This window comes from Sphingomonas sp. CBMAI 2297 (genome assembly GCF_029870595.1).
Lineage (GTDB): Bacteria > Pseudomonadota > Alphaproteobacteria > Sphingomonadales > Sphingomonadaceae > Sphingomonas.
Genome location: NZ_JAPDIR010000022.1, coordinates 45,390 through 65,412, shown reverse-complemented (window position 1 = coordinate 65,412; position 20,023 = coordinate 45,390). Strand labels below are relative to the sequence as shown.

10 protein-coding genes are annotated in these 20,023 nt (G+C 68.4%); 1 reads left to right on the top strand and 9 read right to left on the bottom strand.

The features are described from left to right. Positions 1 to 140: 140 nt before the first annotated feature. The 9 genes from OMP43_RS21345 to OMP43_RS21305 form a co-directional block, all read right to left on the bottom strand. Positions 141 to 2,603 carry a glycoside hydrolase family 3 protein gene (locus OMP43_RS21345; RefSeq protein WP_280281574.1) on the bottom strand — a complete coding sequence of 821 codons (2,463 nt, stop codon included), beginning with the start codon at positions 2,601 to 2,603 and terminating at the stop codon, positions 141 to 143. An 86-nt stretch (positions 2,604 to 2,689) separates the two neighbouring features. After that, entirely contained in the window at positions 2,690 to 3,007 is a 318-nt protein-coding gene (locus tag OMP43_RS21340) for a hypothetical protein (protein ID WP_280281573.1), read from the bottom strand. 5 nt (positions 3,008 to 3,012) lie between these two features. After that, positions 3,013 to 4,665, bottom strand: coding sequence for an AMP-binding protein (locus tag OMP43_RS21335; protein WP_280281572.1), 1,653 nt, complete (start codon positions 4,663 to 4,665; stop codon positions 3,013 to 3,015). Further along, a complete protein-coding gene (locus OMP43_RS21330; protein ID WP_280281571.1) occupies positions 4,662 to 6,263 on the bottom strand; it encodes a tannase/feruloyl esterase family alpha/beta hydrolase in 1,602 nt (533 codons plus the stop codon). Before OMP43_RS21330 ends, OMP43_RS21335 begins: the two co-directional genes overlap by 4 nt. After that, positions 6,260 to 7,135 carry an alpha/beta hydrolase gene (locus OMP43_RS21325; RefSeq protein WP_280281570.1) on the bottom strand — a complete coding sequence of 292 codons (876 nt, stop codon included), beginning with the start codon at positions 7,133 to 7,135 and terminating at the stop codon, positions 6,260 to 6,262. Before OMP43_RS21325 ends, OMP43_RS21330 begins: the two co-directional genes overlap by 4 nt. Before the next feature lie 8 nt (positions 7,136 to 7,143). Beyond that, entirely contained in the window at positions 7,144 to 8,631 is a 1,488-nt protein-coding gene (locus OMP43_RS21320; RefSeq protein WP_280281569.1) for a carboxylesterase family protein, read from the bottom strand. After that, a complete protein-coding gene (locus OMP43_RS21315) occupies positions 8,628 to 11,873 on the bottom strand; it encodes an alpha-L-rhamnosidase (protein WP_280281568.1) in 3,246 nt (1,081 codons plus the stop codon). The genes OMP43_RS21320 and OMP43_RS21315 overlap by 4 nt, the downstream gene beginning before the upstream one ends. A gap of 41 nt (positions 11,874 to 11,914) precedes the next feature. Continuing rightward, a complete protein-coding gene (locus OMP43_RS21310; protein ID WP_280281567.1) occupies positions 11,915 to 14,620 on the bottom strand; it encodes a TonB-dependent receptor in 2,706 nt (901 codons plus the stop codon). 354 nt (positions 14,621 to 14,974) lie between these two features. Next, positions 14,975 to 16,666, bottom strand: coding sequence for a DUF885 family protein (locus tag OMP43_RS21305; protein WP_280281565.1), 1,692 nt, complete (start codon positions 16,664 to 16,666; stop codon positions 14,975 to 14,977). A gap of 472 nt (positions 16,667 to 17,138) precedes the next feature. Here OMP43_RS21305 and OMP43_RS21300 point away from each other — a divergent pair, with 472 nt between their 5' ends. Further along, entirely contained in the window at positions 17,139 to 19,985 is a 2,847-nt protein-coding gene (locus OMP43_RS21300; RefSeq protein ID WP_280281563.1) for a TonB-dependent receptor, read from the top strand. The last annotated feature ends 38 nt before the right edge of the window (positions 19,986 to 20,023 follow it).

Below are 20,023 nucleotides of genomic sequence, written 5' to 3'. Positions count from 1 at the left end.
CTCGACGCGTCCTCAACTCAAGCCGCTCCCGCGGCGCGGCGGAGGCGCAAGAACCGCACGACACCAAAATAGCCGTCACCCCGGCCCTTCGGTCGCCTGCGGGCAGGCAGCCGAAGGGCCGGGGTGACGAAGTTGGTGGGTCAGTCGATCGGCTTGGTCGCGGTGACGCGGATGTCCTTCTTCAGCCGGATATCGTCCGAGGCGCTGCCGACGAGCAGCTGATAGGCCCCGGCGCGCGCCACCCAATGATGAGTCGCCGCATCCCAATAGCCGAACGCCCGCGGATCGAGGCTCAGCTCGACCGAGCGGCTCTCGCCCGGCGCCAGCGCCACCTTGGCGAAGGCGGCGAGCTGCTTGATCGGCTCCTCGGGCGTGCGATCGGCCCGCGCGACATAGAGCTGGACGACTTCCTTGCCGGCCAGCTTGCCGGTGTTGCGGAGCGACAGGCGGACCTTGGCCGCCGCACCCGGCGCGACCGTCGCTGGCGCGGTGAGGCCGGCATAGCCGAAGCTGGTATAGGACAGGCCATGGCCGAAGGCGAAGAGCGGCGCCACGCCGCGCGCCTCATAGCCGCGATAGCCGACCAGCAGCCCCTCGGCATATTGGGTCTTCATGTCGGTCAGCCGCACCGGATCGTCGGCGCTGCGCAGCGGGAAGGTCACCGGCAGCTTGCCGGACGGGTTGACCTTGCCGGTCAGGATGCCGGCGAGCGCGGCCGCGCCTTCCTGGCCGGGCAGCCACATGCCGACGATGCCCGGCACGTCCTTCGCCCAGGGCATGGTCATCGCCGCGCCGGCATTGATCACCACCACGGTCGACGGATTGGCCGCCGCCACCGCCGCGATCAGCTTGTTCTGGTCGCCGGGCAGGTCGAAATCGGCGCGGTCATAGCCTTCGCCCTCGGTGAGCGAGGCGGAGCCACCGACCACGATCGCCGCATCGGCGCGCTTCGCCGCGGCAATCGCTGCATCGAAATCGGGCCGGGGCAGGCGCACGCCGAACTTGAGAGCCTCATAGGGCGTCTGGCCGGTCACATAGTCGAGCTGGATCGGATAGGCCTTGCCACCCTCGAGCTGGACCTGGACGGTCCGCTGGGGAACGGGGAAGCCGATCACGTCGCGATTGTCGGGCTTTGCCGGCGTCGCCTTGTCGAGGATCGTCTTGCCGTCGAGCGTCAGCACGCCCGTGCCGGTGCCGCGCACGCTGAACTCATAGGTGCCGGTGATCGGCGCGCGCAGCACGCCCGCCCAGCGCATCGACGCATAGCCGATCACCTTGGCGCTCGCGATATTCGCGCTGATCCGCTTGGTGAAGTCGGTGGCGCGCTCGCGCTTCACCGGGTCGCCGCTGAAATCGGCGCTGGCATAATAGGTCGCGGCCAGGCCGGTCTCGCCGCTGTCCGCCGCGGGGCTGAACAGCGCGGGCGCGGCGGTGGGCGGCGTCTCCTCGCTGTCGACGCCCTTCTCGTAGATCACCTCGACGCCGGGCAGCGCGGCGCGGATCGCCTCGAGCGGGGTCACCAGCTTGTCGAACGGCGCCACGGCCGAGCTGCCACCGCCCTGGATGCGGGCGATATCGGCATTGGGGCCGATCACCGCGAGCGTCTTGATGCCGGGCTTCAGCGGCAGCACGCCCGCATTCTTGAGCAGCACGATCGCTTCCTCGGCCGCCGCGCGGGCGGCAGCGCGGTGGCGCTCGCCGCCGATCTCGCCCTTGGGCTGCGGCCCGTCGAGCGCGCCGCTGCGCACGATCAGGCGCACGATGCGCCGGGCATTGTCGTCGAGCTGCGCCTCGCTCACTTCGCCGGCGTGGACGGCGGCGAGCAGCTTGGGCCCGAAATGCTGAGCGGGGCCGGGCATCTCCAGGTCGAGCCCGGCATTGGCCGCGGGCGCGGTGCTGTGGGTCGCGCCCCAGTCGGAGACGACGAAGCCCTTGTAGTTCCATTCCTTCTTGAGCAGGTCGGTGAGCAGCCAGCGATTCTCGCTCGCATAGGTGCCGTTGACCTTGTTGTACGAAGCCATGACCGACCAGGGATCGGCCCGCTTCACCACCGTCTCGAAGGCGGGAAGATAGATTTCGCGCAACGTCCGCTCGTCGATGACGGAATCGACGAAGAAGCGGTTGGTCTCGTGGTTGTTCACTGCGAAATGCTTGATCGAGACACCGATGCCCTTGCCCTGGACGCCGGCGACATAGCCGAGCCCAAGCTTGCCGGCGAGGAGCGGGTCCTCCGAATAGGTCTCGAAATTGCGGCCCCAGCGCGGGGTGCGGACGATGTTCACCGTCGGCGCGAGCAGCACCGCGGCACCATAGCCGCGCGATTCCTCCGCGATCGCGGCGCCCACGGCCCTGGCGATCTCCGGATTCCAGGTCGCGGCGATGGCGACGCCGACCGGGAAGACGGTGGCGGGCTTGCCCTCGGGCGAGCGCACGCCGGTGGGGCCGTCGGTCACCTTGATCGCGGGGATGCCCAGCCGCGGGATCGCATGCAGCGTCATCGAGCTTTCGCCCGCGAGCAGCGACACCTTCTCCTCCAGCGTCAGCCGGTGCATCAGGTCTTCGACGCGCTGCTCGATCGGCGCGCTCTTTTCACGATAGGTCATGCGTTCGTTCTGGGCCTGGGCGAGAGCGGGTGCGCTCGCAATCAACGCCGTCGCGGCGACGCAGGCAAGGAAATTGGCGCGAGTCATCACTTGATCGCGGCGAGATCGGCAGCGGTCTTGGCGAGGATCTCGTCGGTGAGCTTGCCGTCCGAATAGGCCTTGAGCTGGTTGAGGCTCAGCCCCTTGAACATGTCGTACTGCGGCAGGCCGATCAGGCCGGGCAGGTTCTTGTCGATCGCGGCCTTGCCCTGCGCATCGGCCACGATCTCCTGGATCGGCGTGTCGAGCGTGAACTTCGGCGCGGCGGCCGGCGCGGCGGGCGCGGGCGCGGGCGCGGGCGCGGTCTGGGCGAGCGCGGTGCCCGGCAGGGCGAGCAGGGTGGCGAGCAGCAGCTTGTTCATCATCATCTTCATCCTTGGCTGGTGGTTTCGAGACCCAGTTCGGCGATCATCGCCTCGCGGATCAGATATTTCTGGACCTTGCCGGTCACGGTGGTGGGGAAGGCGTCGACGAAGCGGACGTAGCGGGGCACCTTGTAGTGGGCGATCCGGCCCCGGCAGAAGGCGCGGACCTCCTCCGCGTCGCCCGAGGAGCCGGCGCGCAGCCGGATCCAGGCGCAGAGCTCTTCCCCCATGCGCGCGTCGGGCACGCCGACCACCGCCACATCCTCCACCGCCGGATGGCCGTAGAGGAATTCCTCGATCTCGCGCGGATAGATGTTCTCGCCGCCGCGGATCACCATGTCCTTCAGCCGGCCGACGACATTGCCATAGCCGTCCGCGTCGATCACCGCGAGATCGCCGGAATGCATCCAGCCCTCGGCATCGAGCACCGCCGCGGTCTTCTCCGGCTCGTCCCAATAGCCGAGCATCACCGAATAGCCGCGCGTGCACAGCTCGCCCGGCGTTCCGGTGGCCACCACTTCGCCGTCCTCGTCGACGATCTTGCATTCGAGATGCGGCTGCACCCGGCCGATCGAGCCGATGCGGCGCTCGAAAGGATCGTCCACCGCCGTCTGGAAGCTGACCGGGCTGGTCTCGGTCATGCCATAGGCGATGGTGACCTGGGGCATGTGCAGCCGCTCGTTCACGGCGCGCATCAGCGGCTCGGGGCAGACCGCGCCGGCCATCACGCCGGTGCGCAGCGAGGCGATGTCGAACCGCTCGAACTCCGGATGGGCAAGCACGGCGATGAACATCGTCGGCACGCCGTAGAGCGCGGTGCAGCGCTCGCGCTCTATCGCTGCCAGGGTCGCGCCCGGGTCGAAGCCGGCCGCAGGATAGACCATGGTCGCGCCATGGGTGAGCGCGGCGAGATTGCCCATCACCATGCCGAAGCAATGATAGAGCGGCACCGGGATGCAGACGCGGTCGCCGGGCTGCAGCCGCTGGGCCAGGCCGACGAAATAGCCGTTGTTGAGGATGTTGCGGTGGCTGAGCGTCGCGCCCTTGGGCTGGCCGGTGGTGCCGCTGGTGAACTGGATGTTGATCGCGTCGGTGGCGCGCAGCTCCGGGCCGATTGCCGCGAGCATCCGGCGGCTGGCATCGTCCGCATGGCCGGCGACCTGGTCGAAGGCGATCCAGCCGGGCCCGGTCGCGGCGCCGATGCAGAGGATGCGGCGGAGCGCGGGCAGGGCGGGCGCGATCTCGGCGACCATCGCGGCATAGTCGCTGGTCTTGAAGCGATCCATGAAGACCAGCGCGGCCAGGCCGACCTTGGCCATGGTGAAGCTGGCCTCGCTGGTGCGATAGGCGGGGTTGATCGTGACCAGGATCAGCCCGGCGCGCGCGGCGGCGAACTGGGTGAGCGTCCATTCGATGCAATTGGGCGCCCAGATGCCGATCCGCTCGCCCGGCTCGAGCCCGAGCGCGAGCAGCCCGGCAGCGACGGCGTCGGCCCGCTCGAGCAACTCGGCGAAAGTCCAGCGGATGCCCTGCTCGACCGAGACCAGCGCCTCGCGCTCGCCCCAGCGGGCGGCGGCCAGCGCCAGCGCCGCGCCGATCGTATGCTCGATCAGCGGCGGCGCGTCGGCACCCCGGACCAGGCTGGCGGCCGGGCTCATCGCTTCGCGCCGGGCGCGACGCAGACGAAGTTCGCCGCCTCGTCGGTCGAGCCCTTGCCCGTCCAGCGCGCGACCTTGGGATAGGCGCACAAGGGGCGGGTGCGGACCGGCTTGGCCGGGAAGCCGAGATAGCCGAACAGGTCGTTGTCGTATTTGGTGGCGATCATCGTCTCGGGCGCGGGGCCGCCCTGGCGCCATTTGTCGATCGTGCCGAGCGTATCGAGCACGTTCGGGCCGGGGCCGGCCAGGCAGTGCGACATGCCGGGGACCATGAACAGGCGCACCGAATCCTTCGCTGCGGCGCCGGCGCGCTTCTGCACGGCCTGATAATAGTCGATCGTGTTCTCGGGCGCGATCGCGGCGTCGTTCCAGCCATGATAGAGGATCAGCTTGCCGCCGCGCTTCAGGAACGGGCCGATGTCGGGATTGTCGCTGTCGAGCACCGGGGCGAGGCGCCGGGCGGCCGCATAGTCGCGCGCCAGGTCGAACGACGCGGGCTGCCATTCGGGATCCGAATAGACCATGTTGCGGAAGAACTCGCTGGCGAAGATGCCGTGCTGCGCCTTGGGGCCGGTGAGCCACAGGTCCCAGGCGCCGGGAACGGCCTCGGCCCCGGGCATATAGCCGGGGAAGAACTTCCTGCCCTTGGCATCGAAGGTGCCGCGATAGAGCGAGCGCGCCGCAGTGACCTGGCCGGCGGTGAGGCAGGAGGGGCCGTCGCCGGCCTTGCACTGGAGCGCGGCCGGATCGAAGCCGCATTGGCGCGGATCGTCGAGCACGCCGTCCTTCACCCCGTCCTTCGCGTCGCACTGGGCGAGCGCCGCGTCCTGGAGCAGCTTGAGCTTCTCGTTGGGGATCAGCGTCTCGGGGCGGGCGAACACCGCGCGGTCGGTGGCCATGAACGAGGTCATCAGCCGGCTCCAGGCATTGGCCGGGGCGCCCGCGACGATCGCGTCATAATCCTCGGGATAGCGCTGCGCCTCCATCAGCGCCTCGCGGCCGCCGTCCGAGCAGCCCTGGAAATAGGACGCCTTGGGTGCATTGCCGTAATAAGCGGCGATGACGGCCTTGCCGGCGCCGGAGGCGAGATGGTTGGCGCGGTGGCCGAAATCCACGATCCGCTCGGGCTGGTGCAGTGCCCATTTCGCGTCGGTATCGGCAGTGCCGACATGGCCCATGTCGGTGCCCACCGTGGCATAGCCCTTGCCCAGCGCGCCCTGCATGGTGAGCTGGGGGAGCAGCATCGAGCCGCCATAGCCGCCATTGCCGGCGCCGAGCAGCTTGCCGTTCCAGGCGGCGGGGGCGGGCAGCCACACCTCCACCTTGATCTCGGAGCGCGGCGTGGGCGCCAGCACCGCATAGACGCGGCAAAAGGCCGCCTGGGCGGGGAGGCCGGGCGTCCCCTCCTTGGTGTTGACCATGCCGCCCTTGGCGACTTCCTCGGCCTTCACGACCTTGCCGTCGGCCAGCGCCAGGCCGGCGAGCGCGGTGCAGGCGCCGCTGGGCGTGGTCGCGGCGAGGGGCTCGGGCGCGCCGCCCGAGACAAGCAGCGCGGTGGCGACGGCGCCCAGCGCGCCGAGATGGGCTATCCGGTTCATTTGTTGAGCAACCCCTTGGCCTGGAACCATTTCTGCGCATGCTCGGGCCAGGCGTCGGACGCCTTGCCGCTCTTGGTGATACCGAAGCCATGGCCGCCCTTGGGGAAGGTCACCAGCGTCGCATCCGCGCCCGCCGCCTTCCAGGCACCGACCAGCCGGCCGGCTTCGGGCCGCACGATGGGATCGTCCTCGGCGACCATCGCGAGCAGGGGCGGGGCCTTGGCCGGGACGGTCAGCGGATTGCCGACCAGGCCGGGATACATGGCGACGATGAAGTCCGGCCGGCTGGCGGATTTCGCGCCGAGCACCGTCCACATCGTCACCGCGCCGCCGGCGGAGAAGCCCATCATGCCGATGCGGCCGGGCTTGACGCCATATTTCGCCGCATGGGCGCGGACATAGCGCATCGCTTCCTCGCCATCGGCGGTGGCGAGCGGGCGGAGCGGGACGATCGCGGCCTCGAGCGATTTGAAGTTCATCAGCCGGCGGAGCATCACCATGCCGAAATCGTCGCCGGTAGGCAGCAGGCGGTAGCGCAGCACAAAGGCCGTGATGCCCTGGCTGTTCAGCCACCGGGCGACGCCGTCGCCTTCATTGCCGATCGAGAGCAGATGGAAGCCGCCGCCCGGGGCGACGATCACCGCGGTGCCGTTGGCGATCTTCGGATCGGGCCGGAACACGGTGAGCGTCGGCTCGGAGACGTTGCGGGTGATCAGCCCATAGGGCTTCTTGTCGGCGGTGGTCTCCGCCTGCATCGGGCCCATCGAGCCCGGCGCGCCGTTCGGCCAGAGCCGGATCGTCTCCTGGGCATGGGCAGTGACGCTGCCGGCGAACAGCGCGAGCGGCGCCAGGATCCGGAACAGGGTACGCATGGACTTCCTCATTTCTGCTTGGCCGCGTCGCGGGCGGCGGCGATTGCCGTGATTTCGGGCGTGCCGGCGGGCGCGGTGGCGCTCCCGTCATTGCCGATCGCCAGCAGCCGGGCCCCGGGCATGAACCTTGCCCAGCCGGGGTCGCCGGCCTTGGCGAACGCCACCCAATGATCGGCGACCAGCTTTGCCGCGGCCATGTCGGCCGGGCCGGGCTTGCCGCCGGCCGCGGCGAGATTATCGAACTGATAGGGCGCGTCGGTGGCGTGCGAGGCGCCGGCCAGCGTCGCGCGCTTCTCCTCGGCGACATAGCCGAAGCGATAGAGCCAGGTCGGGGCGTGCGCGGCCTGGCGCCTGGCGAGCGAGAAGGCGGGCTCGGTGAAGGTATAGTCGCTCGGGATGTGGCGGTCATAGGCCTCGGCCGAGCCATAGGCGGTGCGCACCGCATCGGCGCCGCCGCCCAGCTTCTCGGTCGCCTTGGCGACGAAGCCCTTCATGAACGGCGCGGGGATGAAGCCCAGCTCGTCGCTGTTCGAGCCGATGATCATGCGGATGCCGCGCGCCTTGCCGGCGGCGAGCAGCGCGTCGGTGTCGCCCGTGACGATCCGGCCGTCGGTCATCGGGCCGGAATAATGTGCCTCGTCGCCGTTGAGCAGGTTGATGCCGCCCTGCACCGTGTCGGCGGGCAGCGCGCGGAGCGCGGCGAGATCCCCGGCGCCCGCCCGCTTAGCGAAGGCCACGCCCCTGGCCTCTCCGGCGGCAAGGTCGGGCCAGCTGTCGCGGCCGCCGCCCGAGGCGGCGATCGCCTTGGCGAACAGGCCCTTCGCCGCCGGCGAGACCATCAGCCGGCCGACCGATTCCCCGCCCGCGGACTCGCCGAAGAGCGTGACGTTCGTCGGATCGCCGCCGAACGCGGCGATGTTGCGCTTCACCCAGTGCAGCGCGGCGAGCTGGTCCATCAGCGCCCAGTTGCCGGTGGGGCCGGCGCCGGCCTCCCGGGTCAGCGCGGGATGGGCGAAGAAGCCGAACCGGCCGAGGCGATAGTTGAAGGTGACGACCACCACGCCGCGCGCGGCCAGGCGAGTGCCGTCGAGGATCGCGGCGCTGCCCGATCCCGTGGAGAAGCCGCCGCCATGGATATAGACCATCACCGGCAGCTTGGCCCCGGCGCGGGTGCGGGGCGTCCAGACGTTGAGGAACAGGCAGTCCTCGCTCATCGGCAGCGCGGTGTTGGCAAGGTCGCCGGGCATGCGCGCCTGGACGCAGTCATTGCCATAGCCGGTCGCGGCGCGGGCGCCTGTCCAGGTCGGCGCCGGCATCGGCGCGTGCCAGCGCAGCGGGCCGACCGGGGCGGCGGCATAGGGAATGCCCTTGAAGCTGGTCACGCCCTCGGCGGTCGCGCCGCGCAGCGTGCCGGCCGGCGCGCGGGCCTCCTGCGCCCGGGCGGCGCCGGCAAGGGTCAGGGCAAGCAGGGACAGGGCGATCACGCTGGTCTTCATTTCCGGCCCTCGGTGACGAAGGTGTAGCTGCCGGCACCGGTGGCGTAGACGGTCGCGGCATCGGTCTTGCGGAGCAGCGTTGCGCCCGCGGGCGGCGTGGCGGGCGCGCCGAAGCGGGCAGGCACCCAGATCTCGCCGCTGGCGTTCATCGGCACGGTGGCGCTGAGGGTCAGGCGGCCATTCTCGACCTTCCATTCCGCCCGCGCCTCGCCCTGGGGCGTCGCCATGGTCGCCGAGGCCGAGGCCAGGCCCCGGGGAATCTCCGGGCGGATCAGCACGGTGCGATAGCCCGGCGCCCCGGGGCGCAGGCCGGCGAGGCGCTGGCGCATCCAGTCGGCGATCGAGCCGAAATAATGATGGTCGCGCGAGCGGGCGTTGAGACCCCAGGATTCGAACATCGTCTTGTGGCCGCTCTTCAGCCAGAAGCCCCAGCTCGGCTCGTCGGTGCGCGTCGCGAGGCGATAGGCGAGGTCGGCATGGCCATAGTCGCTGAGAATCTCGAGCAGATAGCGCGTGCCGAACACCCCGGCGCGCAGGCCGCGGGCCTCGACATCCTTCGCGATCGTGTCGGCGATCTTCTGTTCCGTTCCCGCAGGTGCCATGCCGAAGGCGAGCGGCAGGATGTTCTGCGACTGGGTGGGGCCCTTGGTCGCGCCCTTGTCGTCCAGGGTGCGGTACCAGCCGTTCGCCGCGTCCCAATAGCGGGCATTATAGGCGCGGCGGATATCGGCGGCGAGCGCGCCGTAGCGGTCCGCATCGGCCCGGTTGCCGATCACCGCCGAGGATTTGGCCAGCAGGTCCGCCTCGTGGAAGAAATAGGCAGTGGTGATCGCGTCGATCCCGCCATTGTTGGTGGCGAAGATGTCGAGCGGGCCGGGGGCGCTCCACTCGCTCAGGCCCCGGTCGTGGCGATAGTCGGGCGCCTTGAAGACGGTGGCGGTATAGTCGACCAGCCGCTTCTGCATGGCGTGCATGCGCGCCAGGATGCGGGTGTCGCCCTCGGTCTGGTAGAGTTCCCAGGGCAGGATCATCGCCGCGACGTCCCAGGGCGTCGACGGTCCCCAGACGAACGACCAGCCCGGGGTGTCCTCATAGCCGTAGAAGGGCGTCGCCGGCACGATCTCGGGCAGCTCGCCGCTGGGCGCCTGCGCATCGGGATAGTCGTTCAGCCATTTGGTCCAGACGCGGGCGACGCCCAGGCTGCGCGCGGCGGCGCCGGCCGAGGCCTGGGCATCGCCGGTCCAGCCGTTCTTCTCGTAGGTGGGCGTATCGGTCTGATAGCCGTGCATGTTGTTCAGGATGGTGCGGATCGCGGCCTGGTCGATCTCGTTCAGCAGCGGATCGGCGCTGGCGAAGCCGCCGGTGCGGGCGACGGCGCTATGAGCGACCTTGCCGGTGAGCGTCGCCAGCGTCGGCGTGCCGGGATAGCCGCGCAGCTCGACATAGCGGAAGCCGCGATAGCCGAAGCTCGGCTCCCAGTGCTCGGTTCCCGATCCGGCCAGCGTGTAGCGGTCGGTCTGCAGCTGCGCGTCGATCAGGCCCGAGGCGGGGACGACCATCCCATCGTCGCCGATCCGTTCGCTGGCGACGAGCGAGACGGTGGTGCCGCGCGGTCCGCGAACGTCGAGCGCGGTCCAGCCGGAGAAAATGCGGCCGAAGTCATAGACCCAGACGCCCGGTTTCACTTCGGTGCGCGAGATGGGCGCGATTTGCTCGACCGGGGCGATCGGCTCGACATTGGCAGCCTGGAGAAACCCATCGGGGCCATGGACTTGCTGGGCAGCGGTCCAGCCCTTGCCGGCGAACCCCGGCCTGTCCCAGCCGGTGGGAAGCAGGCGCGCGTCATAGCGCTCGCCGCGATGGACGGAATCGTTGCGGGTCGGGCCGGAAACGGTCCGCCAGCTCGCGTCGGTGGCAACCGACTGGCGCGATCCGTCGGCAAAGGTGATTTCGAGCTGGGCCTTGAGTGCCGGCTCGCCATGCCAGGGCGCCTGGTCGAAATACCATTCATTGGGATCGGTCAGCCCGTACCAGCCGCGCCCGAGCTCGGCGCCGAGGACATTCTGCCCGGCGCGAACGCGGTCGGTCACGTCATAGGTCTGGTAGAGGACGCGCTTGTCATAGGCAGTGAAGCCGCTGGCCATCGCGCTGTCGCCGACCGTGCCGCCATTGAGATGCATGCGCGGCCAGCCCGCGCCCGCGACATAGAGACGCGCCGCCGCGATCTTCTTGGCGGGCAGGGTAAAGGCCTTGCGGACCAGCGGGGCGGGCGCCTCGACCGGCAGGACGATATCGATGTTCGGAACGCCGGCGGCGACGGTGAGCCCGTCCGCCTCGACGGTGCCGCCGACAAAGGGATTGTCGTTGGCGGGAAAGCGCGTGGCGAAGGCCGGGCTGCCGGTGCCCGTGACGCTGACGGCGTGGATCGTCGCCGCCGCGGCTTCCCGCGACGAGAAGCCGATCGTGCCGTGCGGCTGTCCGGTATCGGTGAGCAGGTCGACTTGCCTGCCGTCGATCGCGGTGGCGATGCTGTTGCCCTGCGCGGTGATCGTGACCTTGTGGCGCACGCCCTTCAGCGTGATGCCGGTGAGCGGCACCCGCTTGAGCTCGGTGAGCTTGACGCCCGAGCTGCTGCCGCCGGGATAATGGCGGACGCGGGCGATCAGCACCGCGCCGGCCTTTTCCTCGGCCAGGGTCCAGACATAGGCCTCGCCATAGGTCTTGCCCGCCGCGCGGGCGCGGAAGAGCAGGTCGACCGAGCTGCCGGTCAGCGTCAGGTCGCTCTCGAAGCGAAGGTCGCTCCAGTCATGGTCGCGCCGCGCCGGGCCGGCGATCCAGCCGGCCGACCAGTCGGCCGGGGCGAGCAGGCCCATCTCCCACCAGCCGGGCCGGCTCCAGCCGCTCTCGCGGCCATCGGCGTCCCAGGTCCTGACCTGCCATGAATAGCGGGTACGCGCGGCGAGTGCGGGGCCGGCATAGGGGATCTGCGCATTGTCGGCCGAAGCCACCTTGCCGCTGTCCCAGACGGGCTTGCCCGCGGCGGTGACGCGGATCTGATAGGCCGCCTGGCGCTTCGCCGGGGAATGCCAGGCGAGGCGCGGGGCGGGTTCGTCGATGCCGAGCGCGGCATCGGCATATTCGACGGTAAGCCGGGTGGGTGCCGGACCATCCTCCTGGGCGGACGCGGCCATGGCGGCAAGAAGGGCCATGGCCGCCGTACCCGAGATCAACAGGGTACGCATGGTCAGGACGGAAGACGGAAGCGACACCCGATCCCCTTTCCTCAGAACTTGGTCCGGATGCCGAAGGTGACCAGCCGTCCCAGGGTGCTGCCATTGGTATAGGCGGCGGCGCTGTTCAGCCAGGGCGGATCCTGGTCGAAGATATTGTCGACGTTCAGCGTGAGCATCGCGTTCTTGATGAAGCCGTGCGCGCCCAGGTCATAGGCGAGGAAGGCATCCACCGTCTGGAACGCGCCCACCCGGGTCTGCGGCGACACGCCGAGGATCGGGAAGCCGCCCTTGTAGTTGTACGAGGCCGAGGCGATGAAGCCGCCCGACTTGCCGCCCAGCGTAGCGACGAAGGCAGTGCGGCCGACGCCGTTCTTCAGATCGTCGGTGAACGGCCCGCCGGAGACCGCCTGCGACTTGCGGCTGAGCGTATAGGTGCCCGCGATGCTGGCGTTGATCGCGCCGAAGCCGGTCAGGCGGGTATAGGCCAGGTTGAAATCGAGCCCGTCGGTGTTGACCGCGCCCAGATTGTTGCGGCGCGCATCGATCAGCACATAGGGGCTGAGCGGACCGGTATAGAGGCTGGCGATGCTGGGGGCGCCGACCACGGCGAGGTTGCCCACCGCCGCCTGGGCCTGGGCGAGCGTCGGCCGCAGGATGTAGAAATTGGCATAGTTGGTGTTGGTGAACAGCGTCGGCGAGAGGAACGGCGCCAGGCCGATCGCGTCCTTGAACTTCACATTGTAGTAAGTGAGGTTCGCCACCAGGCCCGGGACCGCCTTCGGCGTCCAGTCGAAGCCGGCGGACCAGGTGTCGGCGCGCTCGGGCTTCAGGTTCGGGTTGCCGCCCGCCAGCACGATCGTCGCACGCGCCGGATCGACGGGAGTGGCGCCCGGCGCGAGGAACGGGCTGTAGGGCAGCACGGTCGCGCGCGAGTCCGAGGTGTTCGTCGTGTCGGCGAGGCTCGGGGCGTGGAACGACGTGCCCCAATTGCCCCGGATCGTCAGGTCGGTGAACGGCTTGTAGTTCACGCCGATCTTCGGATTGGTGGTGCCGCCCTGGTCGCTATAGTCGTCATAGCGGACCGACGCCGAGAGCTGCAGGCCGCGCAGGCCGGGGCTGCCATTGCCGGCGCCGACGATCGGGATCATCAGCTCGCCAAAGGCCGAGCGCACGTCGCGCGAGGCCCGCGAGGTCTTCGCATTGGCATAGGAGCCGATCGCGCCCTGGGCGATGCGCGACGAGATGTTCTCGTAATGATATTCCGCGCCGACCGCGAGGCGGACATCGCCGCCCGCCAGATGCGCCAGCGAACCGTCGAGGATCAGCCGGCCCTCGGCCAGTTCCTGCGTGGCATCGCCGTAATTCTCATAGTTCCGGATGGCGGCGAGGGCGGCGGGGCTGCTGGCCGCCAGGTCATAGGGGTTGAGCGCCATGCCCGGGATCAGACCGGCGAGCGCGAGCGAAGCAGTGGTGGTGTCCAGCGCGGCTTCGCGCACCAGGTTGGTGCTGCGCCCGAAATTGCTCTCCGCCCGCAGCTGCCACTTGTCGCCGATCGCGAAGGAGAAGCTGGGAGTGACGCCATAGGATTCGAAGCGCTGGCGGCTGGTCAGGCTGTTCCCATAGACGCTGGCGAAGGAGAAGCTGGCCGTCTGCGACGTCAGGCCCGAGATCGGGCGGAAGAAGGGGTTGAGCGCGGTGATCGTGCTCGAAAGCATGCCCTGGGCCTGGTTCACCACCGTGTCGCGGCGCGACCAATAGGCAGTCACCCCGAAGGCGACATTGTCGTCGAGCTGCTGGGTCAGCGAGCCGAAGACCGAGTTGCGCTCCTCGCGCGGGAACAGGTCGGCATAGGCGTTCTGGTCGCACTTGTTGAGCGTGCCCGGCGTGAGGGCGGGCAGGGCATAGGTGACGGGGTTGACCGCGCCGATCTGGATGTTGCCCGGCGCGCAGGTGGTGACGCGGAAATCGCCGCCGCCCTTCGAGCGGCGATCGGCCGAGGCATAGTCGCGATCGATGCCGAGGACATTGTCGTGCCAGACATGGGCATAGGAAAGAAACAGCGAGCCGCTGCCCCAGTCCTTGCCGATGGTCAGGTTGCCGTCGACCGTCTTGTACTTGTCGGCAAAGCCGTAGCGCAGATTGGCCGAGACCCCGTCGAAGCGCTTGCGGGTGATGAAGTTCACCACGCCGCCGATCGCGTCGGAGCCGTAGATGGCGGAGCCGCCGTCCGGCACCACTTCGACGCGCTCGAGCACGTCGGGCGGCAGGATCGAGGGGTCGACGGTGGTCTGAAGGATGCCCGCGCCGACGCCGCGATGGCCGTTGATCAGCACCAGCGTGGTGCTGCCGCCCGAAGCGCCGAGGTTGCGGATGTTGGGACGGAGGACCGGCAGGCCGAACGAGGCCGAGCCGACCGGGATCGTGCCGAAATTGCCGACCTGCGGGATCTTCGCGAGCAGATCGTTCGAGGAAGCGACTCCGCGCGCGGTGATCGTGTCGCGAGTGACGCCGATCACGTTGGTGCCGGTGGGCGCGACGCCGCGCAGCAGCGTGCCGGTGACGACGATATCGTCCTGGGGCTCTTGCGCGCCGTCATCGACCGGCTGGGCATCGGCCTGGGCGGCCTCGGGACCCGCCGGGGCGGTCTGCGCATGTGCTGCGCCGGCGCAAGCCAGCATGGTGGCGAGGGCCAGCATCGAAAGCCCCGCCTGCTTCGCGAACCCGCGGACGCGCGGCTCCATGATCTCGGTCTTCATATTCCCTCCCCAATTGGTCCTTCGGACTCTCGTTTCCTGCGGGGGCATTGCCTTCCGCCGGATGGAATCACCCGCTCGGGCGATTTTCCACAATCATTCAATCTCGATCTTTTTCGATCATGTCAATGATCAAATTAGATTGTGAACGGGGAGTCTGGGTCAGGGAAAGCGGCCGGTATCGCGCGTCTTCCCCATCGGCAAGGCGGGGCGCGATGCGCGCGGCCATCGCGCGGGACGGCGCCACGCGTCGGCGTCCGGTCGTTCATGCGCGAAGGGCAGGGCGAAAACGGCTCGGGGGCGCACGCCCGGTGCGCCCCCGCATTGCCTGGCAGTGGCTGCGCGCCGCCGCCGCGATCAGCGCGGCACGTCCGACAATGGGACATGCCGCCAGAACCCGCGGATCTCGTCGTCATGGCCGGTCAGGTCGTAGCGCAGCAGCGACACCGGCAGGCGGCCGGTGTTCATCAGATAGTCGTGATAGTCGCGGACCGAGAAGCTGTCGCCGAGCTGGCGGCGGCGATCGACCAGCAGCTTCTGGAGCTGCATCGCGCCGATCGTATAGGTCATGCCATAGCCCGGCGGCCGGCGGATATAGATGCCGGCGTCGGTGCGCGCGACATTGTCGTCCAGCCAGGGCGTCCATTGCTTCCAGAACCGCATCGTCTCGCCGACGGTCATCTCGTTGCGCTGCATCTTCACGTCGCCGATCGTGCGGGCCGCGCGGAACAGGCCGAAGATATAGATCAGCTCGCGGGTGCGGGGCCGGTCGTCGAACAGGCCCAGCTGGAGCGCCGTCTCCTCGAGATAGAAGCCCCAGCCTTCGGTGCGCCCGCTGTCGCTCACCCGGCCGCGGATTGGATCGGTAACCCGCTTTCCGGTCATCCCGTCGAAGCGGTGGCCGGGGAAGGTGGCATGGAGATGGTCCGGCGAGGCGTCGCGGAACTGGATCTGCTCCCAGAACATCGGCCCGGTTGGGCGCACGATCCAGGGCGCGTTGAAGCCGACCTCCCGATAGCTGCCCGGAATATAGTCCGGGATGGTGATGATCTCCTCATCCTTCAGCCATTTGCGGATCTTGGCATCGGTGCCGGTGAGCTGCGCCTCATATTCCTCGGCCGACTTGGGCAGCTGTAGTTCGGGGAGCTTCCGGTTGCGGTGCCGCTCGGTGGCATAATCGGCCCAGAAGCGCGTGAGCTCGCGTTCGGCCAGCGTCACCACTTCGTCGGAAGTATAGGGCATCAGCCGGACATTGGCGAGGAACCAGTCATAGGCCGGCTTGCCGACCCCGGCACGGGCGGTCATCGTCGGGCGGGCGGCGGCGAGCCAGTCGCGAAAGCCGCGGATCGCGCCCTCTGCTGCCGCGATGTCCGCGAGCAGCGCTGGTTGCTGCGTCCGCGCGCGGCCGCGCAGGTCGGCGAACCAGCCGATCAACCCCTCGGGCTCCACTGCGCGATAGGGCATGCCATGGCCCACGCCGTCGCCGTGCGAAAGGCCGTGGAGCGCGAGATCGGCATAATCCGCCGCCACCGAATCGAGATTGGTCCGCGCCTGGGCCAGATAGGCCGGGATCGCCTTCAGCCGGGCGCGAAAGCCGGCGAGCGCATCGCCCTTCAGCGGCAGCTCGGTATAGGCCAGCCGTTGCAGGGTATCGACATACATGCCCGGATCGCGTGCCCAGGGCTTGAGGATGTTCAGGTTGAAATCCTCCAGGTCCATCTGCGCGCGGACGGCGAGGTAATCGACCTGCTGGTGGCGATCCCAGCGCGCCACGGCGAAATCGGGGAGCTGCGCCTGGAAGCCGCGCAGCTCGGCGCGGCGCTTGTCGACCGCGGCGGCGCTGTAGTCGACGCCGTCGGCTGTGGGCGGCGTGCGCCAGGCATCGAAGGCCGTGAACAGCGTGACGAGATCGGCATGGCCGCGCGTCCCCTGGGGCGGCCCGTCGGGCTGGGCGGTGGCCTGCCTCGCGCTTGCCGGAGCGATGCCGAACGCCGCCGGCGCGGCGCTCCCGGCCAGGAGCATCGCGATCACCAGTCCTCCTGCACGCATGTCGATCTCCCCTCGGTCTCCGGCCGCCAGATGCTCGGGCGCCGCATCATTCAGAATAAAACTAAAAACATGTGATTTGTAATGTGATGATCTCATGGGTGGCACTGGTCAAGAGGCACCGAATCGGTGTTATCTCGGAGGCATGCGGGGTGCCTCAGACCAGTCCAAACCGGTGCGAATCGGCGGAAAACCGAGAGTTTCCGGCCTTTGTTCCGAGGTTTGGAGGGCGCGCGCCCTGGCCTGTCGGCCCTGTCGGAGCGGTCCCCCGGCCTGGAAAAAACCGTGCGCAATCGCGGGTTTCCCGGCAGCTTTGTTACCGAGAAGCGACACTTTTCACATTTTTTCGTTACCCCGAATTGACCCTTCGCCCTTGATATGCTCAAAATCACGCACTTGTTCACGGAAATGGCGCGACCAACGACGCCGGAGCGGAGCAAGGCAGGTGGGCGTATCCATTCGGGGAGACACGGACATGGGCAGTAAGCGGGTTGCGGTGATGCGGGCGGGATTGCGGGGCGGCTCCGCGCTGTTCGCCACGATGATGATGATGGGCACGGCAATGGCGCAGACCGCCGAGCCGGAAGCGCAGGAAGCCGAGGCGATCGTCGTCACCGGCTCGCGCATCCCGCGTCCGGATGTCGACTCGAACAGCCCGGTCAACGTGATCGGCAGCGAGGAAATCCGCCAGACCGGCACGGCCGAGACCGAGCAGCTGCTCAACGCGCTGCCCCAGGCGGTCGCCGGTTCAGGTGCCCAGTCCAATGCGGGCAACGGCTCGGCCACGGTCAATCTGCGCAACCTCGGCGCGGCGCGCACCCTGGTGCTGCAGAACGGCCGCCGCATCGTCGGCGCCAGCCAGGACGGCGTGGTCGACATCAACATGATCCCGCCCTCGCTGATCGAGCGGGTGGAAGTCGTCACCGGCGGTGCCTCGGCGGTCTATGGCTCGGATGCGATGGCCGGCGTGGTCAACTTCGTCACCAAGACCAATTTCCAGGGTCTCGAAGTCAGCGGCCAGTACGGCATCAGCGAGCGGGGCGATGCCGAGCGCTACAATATCGACTTCACCGTCGGCGGCAATTTCGGCGATGGCCGCGGCAACATCGTGTTCAACGGCAGCTATTACGACCGTTCGATGGTGAAGGGCGCCGCGCGCGACCATGCCTCGCTCTACCTGGTCGATGCCGTGCAGAACGGCAAGGGCGTGCTGGTCCCCGGCGGCAACGGCGTCACGCCGCAGGGCACGATCTTCACGCCGGCGCTGGTCGGCAAGCTCGACCAGTTCGGCAACACCATCGGCACCGCCGGGATCTTCTTCGCGCCCGAGGGCTGGCGCGCCTACAAGACCAGCGACGGCTTCAACGACCGTCCCTACACCAATCTCCAGATGCCGATGAAGCGCTGGTCGGGGGCGATCACGGGCCATTACGACGTGACCGACAACGTCACTGCCTTCTGGGAAGGCAATTACGTCCGCAGCGAGATCAACTCGACGCTGGGCGCGGTGCCGATGAGCAGTTCGGGCTTCCTGCCGAACTTCCAGTTCGATTTGCGCAATCCCTATCTGTCGTCGTCGCTGCGCGAGTTCCTGCGCACCAATCTCGACGGTGACGGCGACAATCTGGTTTCGCTCAACATCAATCGCCGCCTGCTCGACTTCGGCTCGCGCACCGACGACCAGACCCGCGAATTCTCGCGCTTCGTCGTCGGGCTGAAGGGCGCGCTGACCGACAAGCTGAACTGGGAAGCCTTCTACAATCAGGGCCATGTCCGGATCACCGAGGTCCAGGGCGGCGGCGTGCTGATCGACAATTTCGCCAACGCGTTCCTGACCAACCCCAGCAATCCCTATGCCTGCAAGGTGGCCGATCCGCGCTGCGTCACGATCAACCCGTTCGGGCTGATGTCGATGACCAAGCCGATGATCGACTATATCTACACCAACCTCACCAACATCACCGTCGTCGACCAGAAACAGGCCGGCGCCAGCATCACCGGCACGCTGTTCAAGCTGCCCGCCGGCAATGTCGGCATCTCGGTGGGCGCGGAATATCGCAAGGAAAGCTCGACCTTCACGCCCGACCAGCTCTACATCCAGGGCAAGGCGCTCTCGCGCTCGGCGGGCATCCAGGCGACCGGCGGCAGCTTCGACGTCAAGGAAGTCTATGGCGAGCTCGTCGTGCCGATCCTGGCCGACCTGCCCTTCGTCCACCTCCTCGCGTTCGAAGGCGGCATCCGCTACTCGGACTATTCCACCGCGGGCGGCGTGACTTCGTGGAAGGCGGGCGGCGAGTTCTCGCCGGTGAAGAGCTTCAAGATCCGCGGGCTCTATCAGCGGGCGGTGCGCGCGCCGAACGTGATCGAGCTCTATTCGGGCGCGACCAACACCGCGCCGCAGGCGACCGACTTCTGCAATGCCACCGGCGCCAACCGCACCGCGGCGGAGCGCGCCTTCTGCATCAGCTCGCTGGGCGTGCCGGCGAGCGTGATCGACGTGTTCCAGCAGGAGAATGTCCAGATCCGCGCGATCACCGGCGGCAATCCCAATCTGAAGGAAGAGACTTCGGACACCTGGTCGCTCGGCGCGGTGTTCCGGCCGGAGTTCGTGCCGAACCTCCAACTCACCGTCGATTATTACAACATCAAGATCGACGGCGCGATCGCGGCGTTCGGTGGCGGCCTCCAGTCGGTGATCACTGCCTGTCGCGCCAATCTGTCGATGAGCAACATCTTCTGCCAGCCGCTCAACCACCGCTCGTCGGACGGGCAGCTCTATGACGTGCCGCTGCTCAACGCGAACATCGCCTCGATGAAGACCGCGGGCGTCGATTTCCGCCTCGACTATCGCCACGATATCGGCTCGCTGGGCCGGCTGAGCTATTATCTGGCCGGCAGCTATCTGATCAACAGCATCGTGCAGAGCAGCCCGATCGTCGCGGCGGTCGATTGCGCGGGCTATATCGGCGGGGGCACCTGCGGCAACGCCAATCCCAAATGGCGCTTCACCCAGCGCGTGACCTGGGACGTGTCCGATGCCTTCCAGGTCTCGCTGCGGCACCGGTTCATCGGCTCGGCGAAGGACGGGCGGATCGCCGCCGCCAAGGCCTCCGGCGCGGCGATGCCGCTGCTCGCGGTGCCGGAGACGGGCCAGATCAGCTATTTCGATCTGAGCGCGTCCTACGACATCGACAAGAGCCTGAGCATCTACGGCATGATCGACAATCTGGGCGATCACAACCCGCCGTTCCAGCTCTACGAGCGGGATACCTATGACGCGATCGGCCGCCGGTTCACGATCGGTTTCCGCAAGCGGTTCTGAGGCCCCAAGTCCGGCGGCGGCGGCGATCCCCCGCCGTC

Bases quoted from the DNA above. Each gene is read 5' to 3' on its own strand.
- OMP43_RS21345 (WP_280281574.1), bottom strand. From the start codon at position 2,603: ATGACCTATCGTGAAAAGAGCGCGCCGATCGAGCAGCGCGTCGAAGAC.
- OMP43_RS21340 (WP_280281573.1), bottom strand. From the start codon at position 3,007: ATGATGAACAAGCTGCTGCTCGCCACCCTGCTCGCCCTGCCGGGCACC.
- OMP43_RS21335 (WP_280281572.1), bottom strand. From the start codon at position 4,665: ATGAGCCCGGCCGCCAGCCTGGTCCGGGGTGCCGACGCGCCGCCGCTG.
- OMP43_RS21330 (WP_280281571.1), bottom strand. From the start codon at position 6,263: ATGAACCGGATAGCCCATCTCGGCGCGCTGGGCGCCGTCGCCACCGCG.
- OMP43_RS21325 (WP_280281570.1), bottom strand. From the start codon at position 7,135: ATGCGTACCCTGTTCCGGATCCTGGCGCCGCTCGCGCTGTTCGCCGGC.
- OMP43_RS21320 (WP_280281569.1), bottom strand. From the start codon at position 8,631: ATGAAGACCAGCGTGATCGCCCTGTCCCTGCTTGCCCTGACCCTTGCC.
- OMP43_RS21315 (WP_280281568.1), bottom strand. From the start codon at position 11,873: ATGCGTACCCTGTTGATCTCGGGTACGGCGGCCATGGCCCTTCTTGCC.
- OMP43_RS21310 (WP_280281567.1), bottom strand. From the start codon at position 14,620: ATGAAGACCGAGATCATGGAGCCGCGCGTCCGCGGGTTCGCGAAGCAG.
- OMP43_RS21305 (WP_280281565.1), bottom strand. From the start codon at position 16,666: ATGCGTGCAGGAGGACTGGTGATCGCGATGCTCCTGGCCGGGAGCGCC.
- OMP43_RS21300 (WP_280281563.1), top strand. From the start codon at position 17,139: ATGGGCAGTAAGCGGGTTGCGGTGATGCGGGCGGGATTGCGGGGCGGC.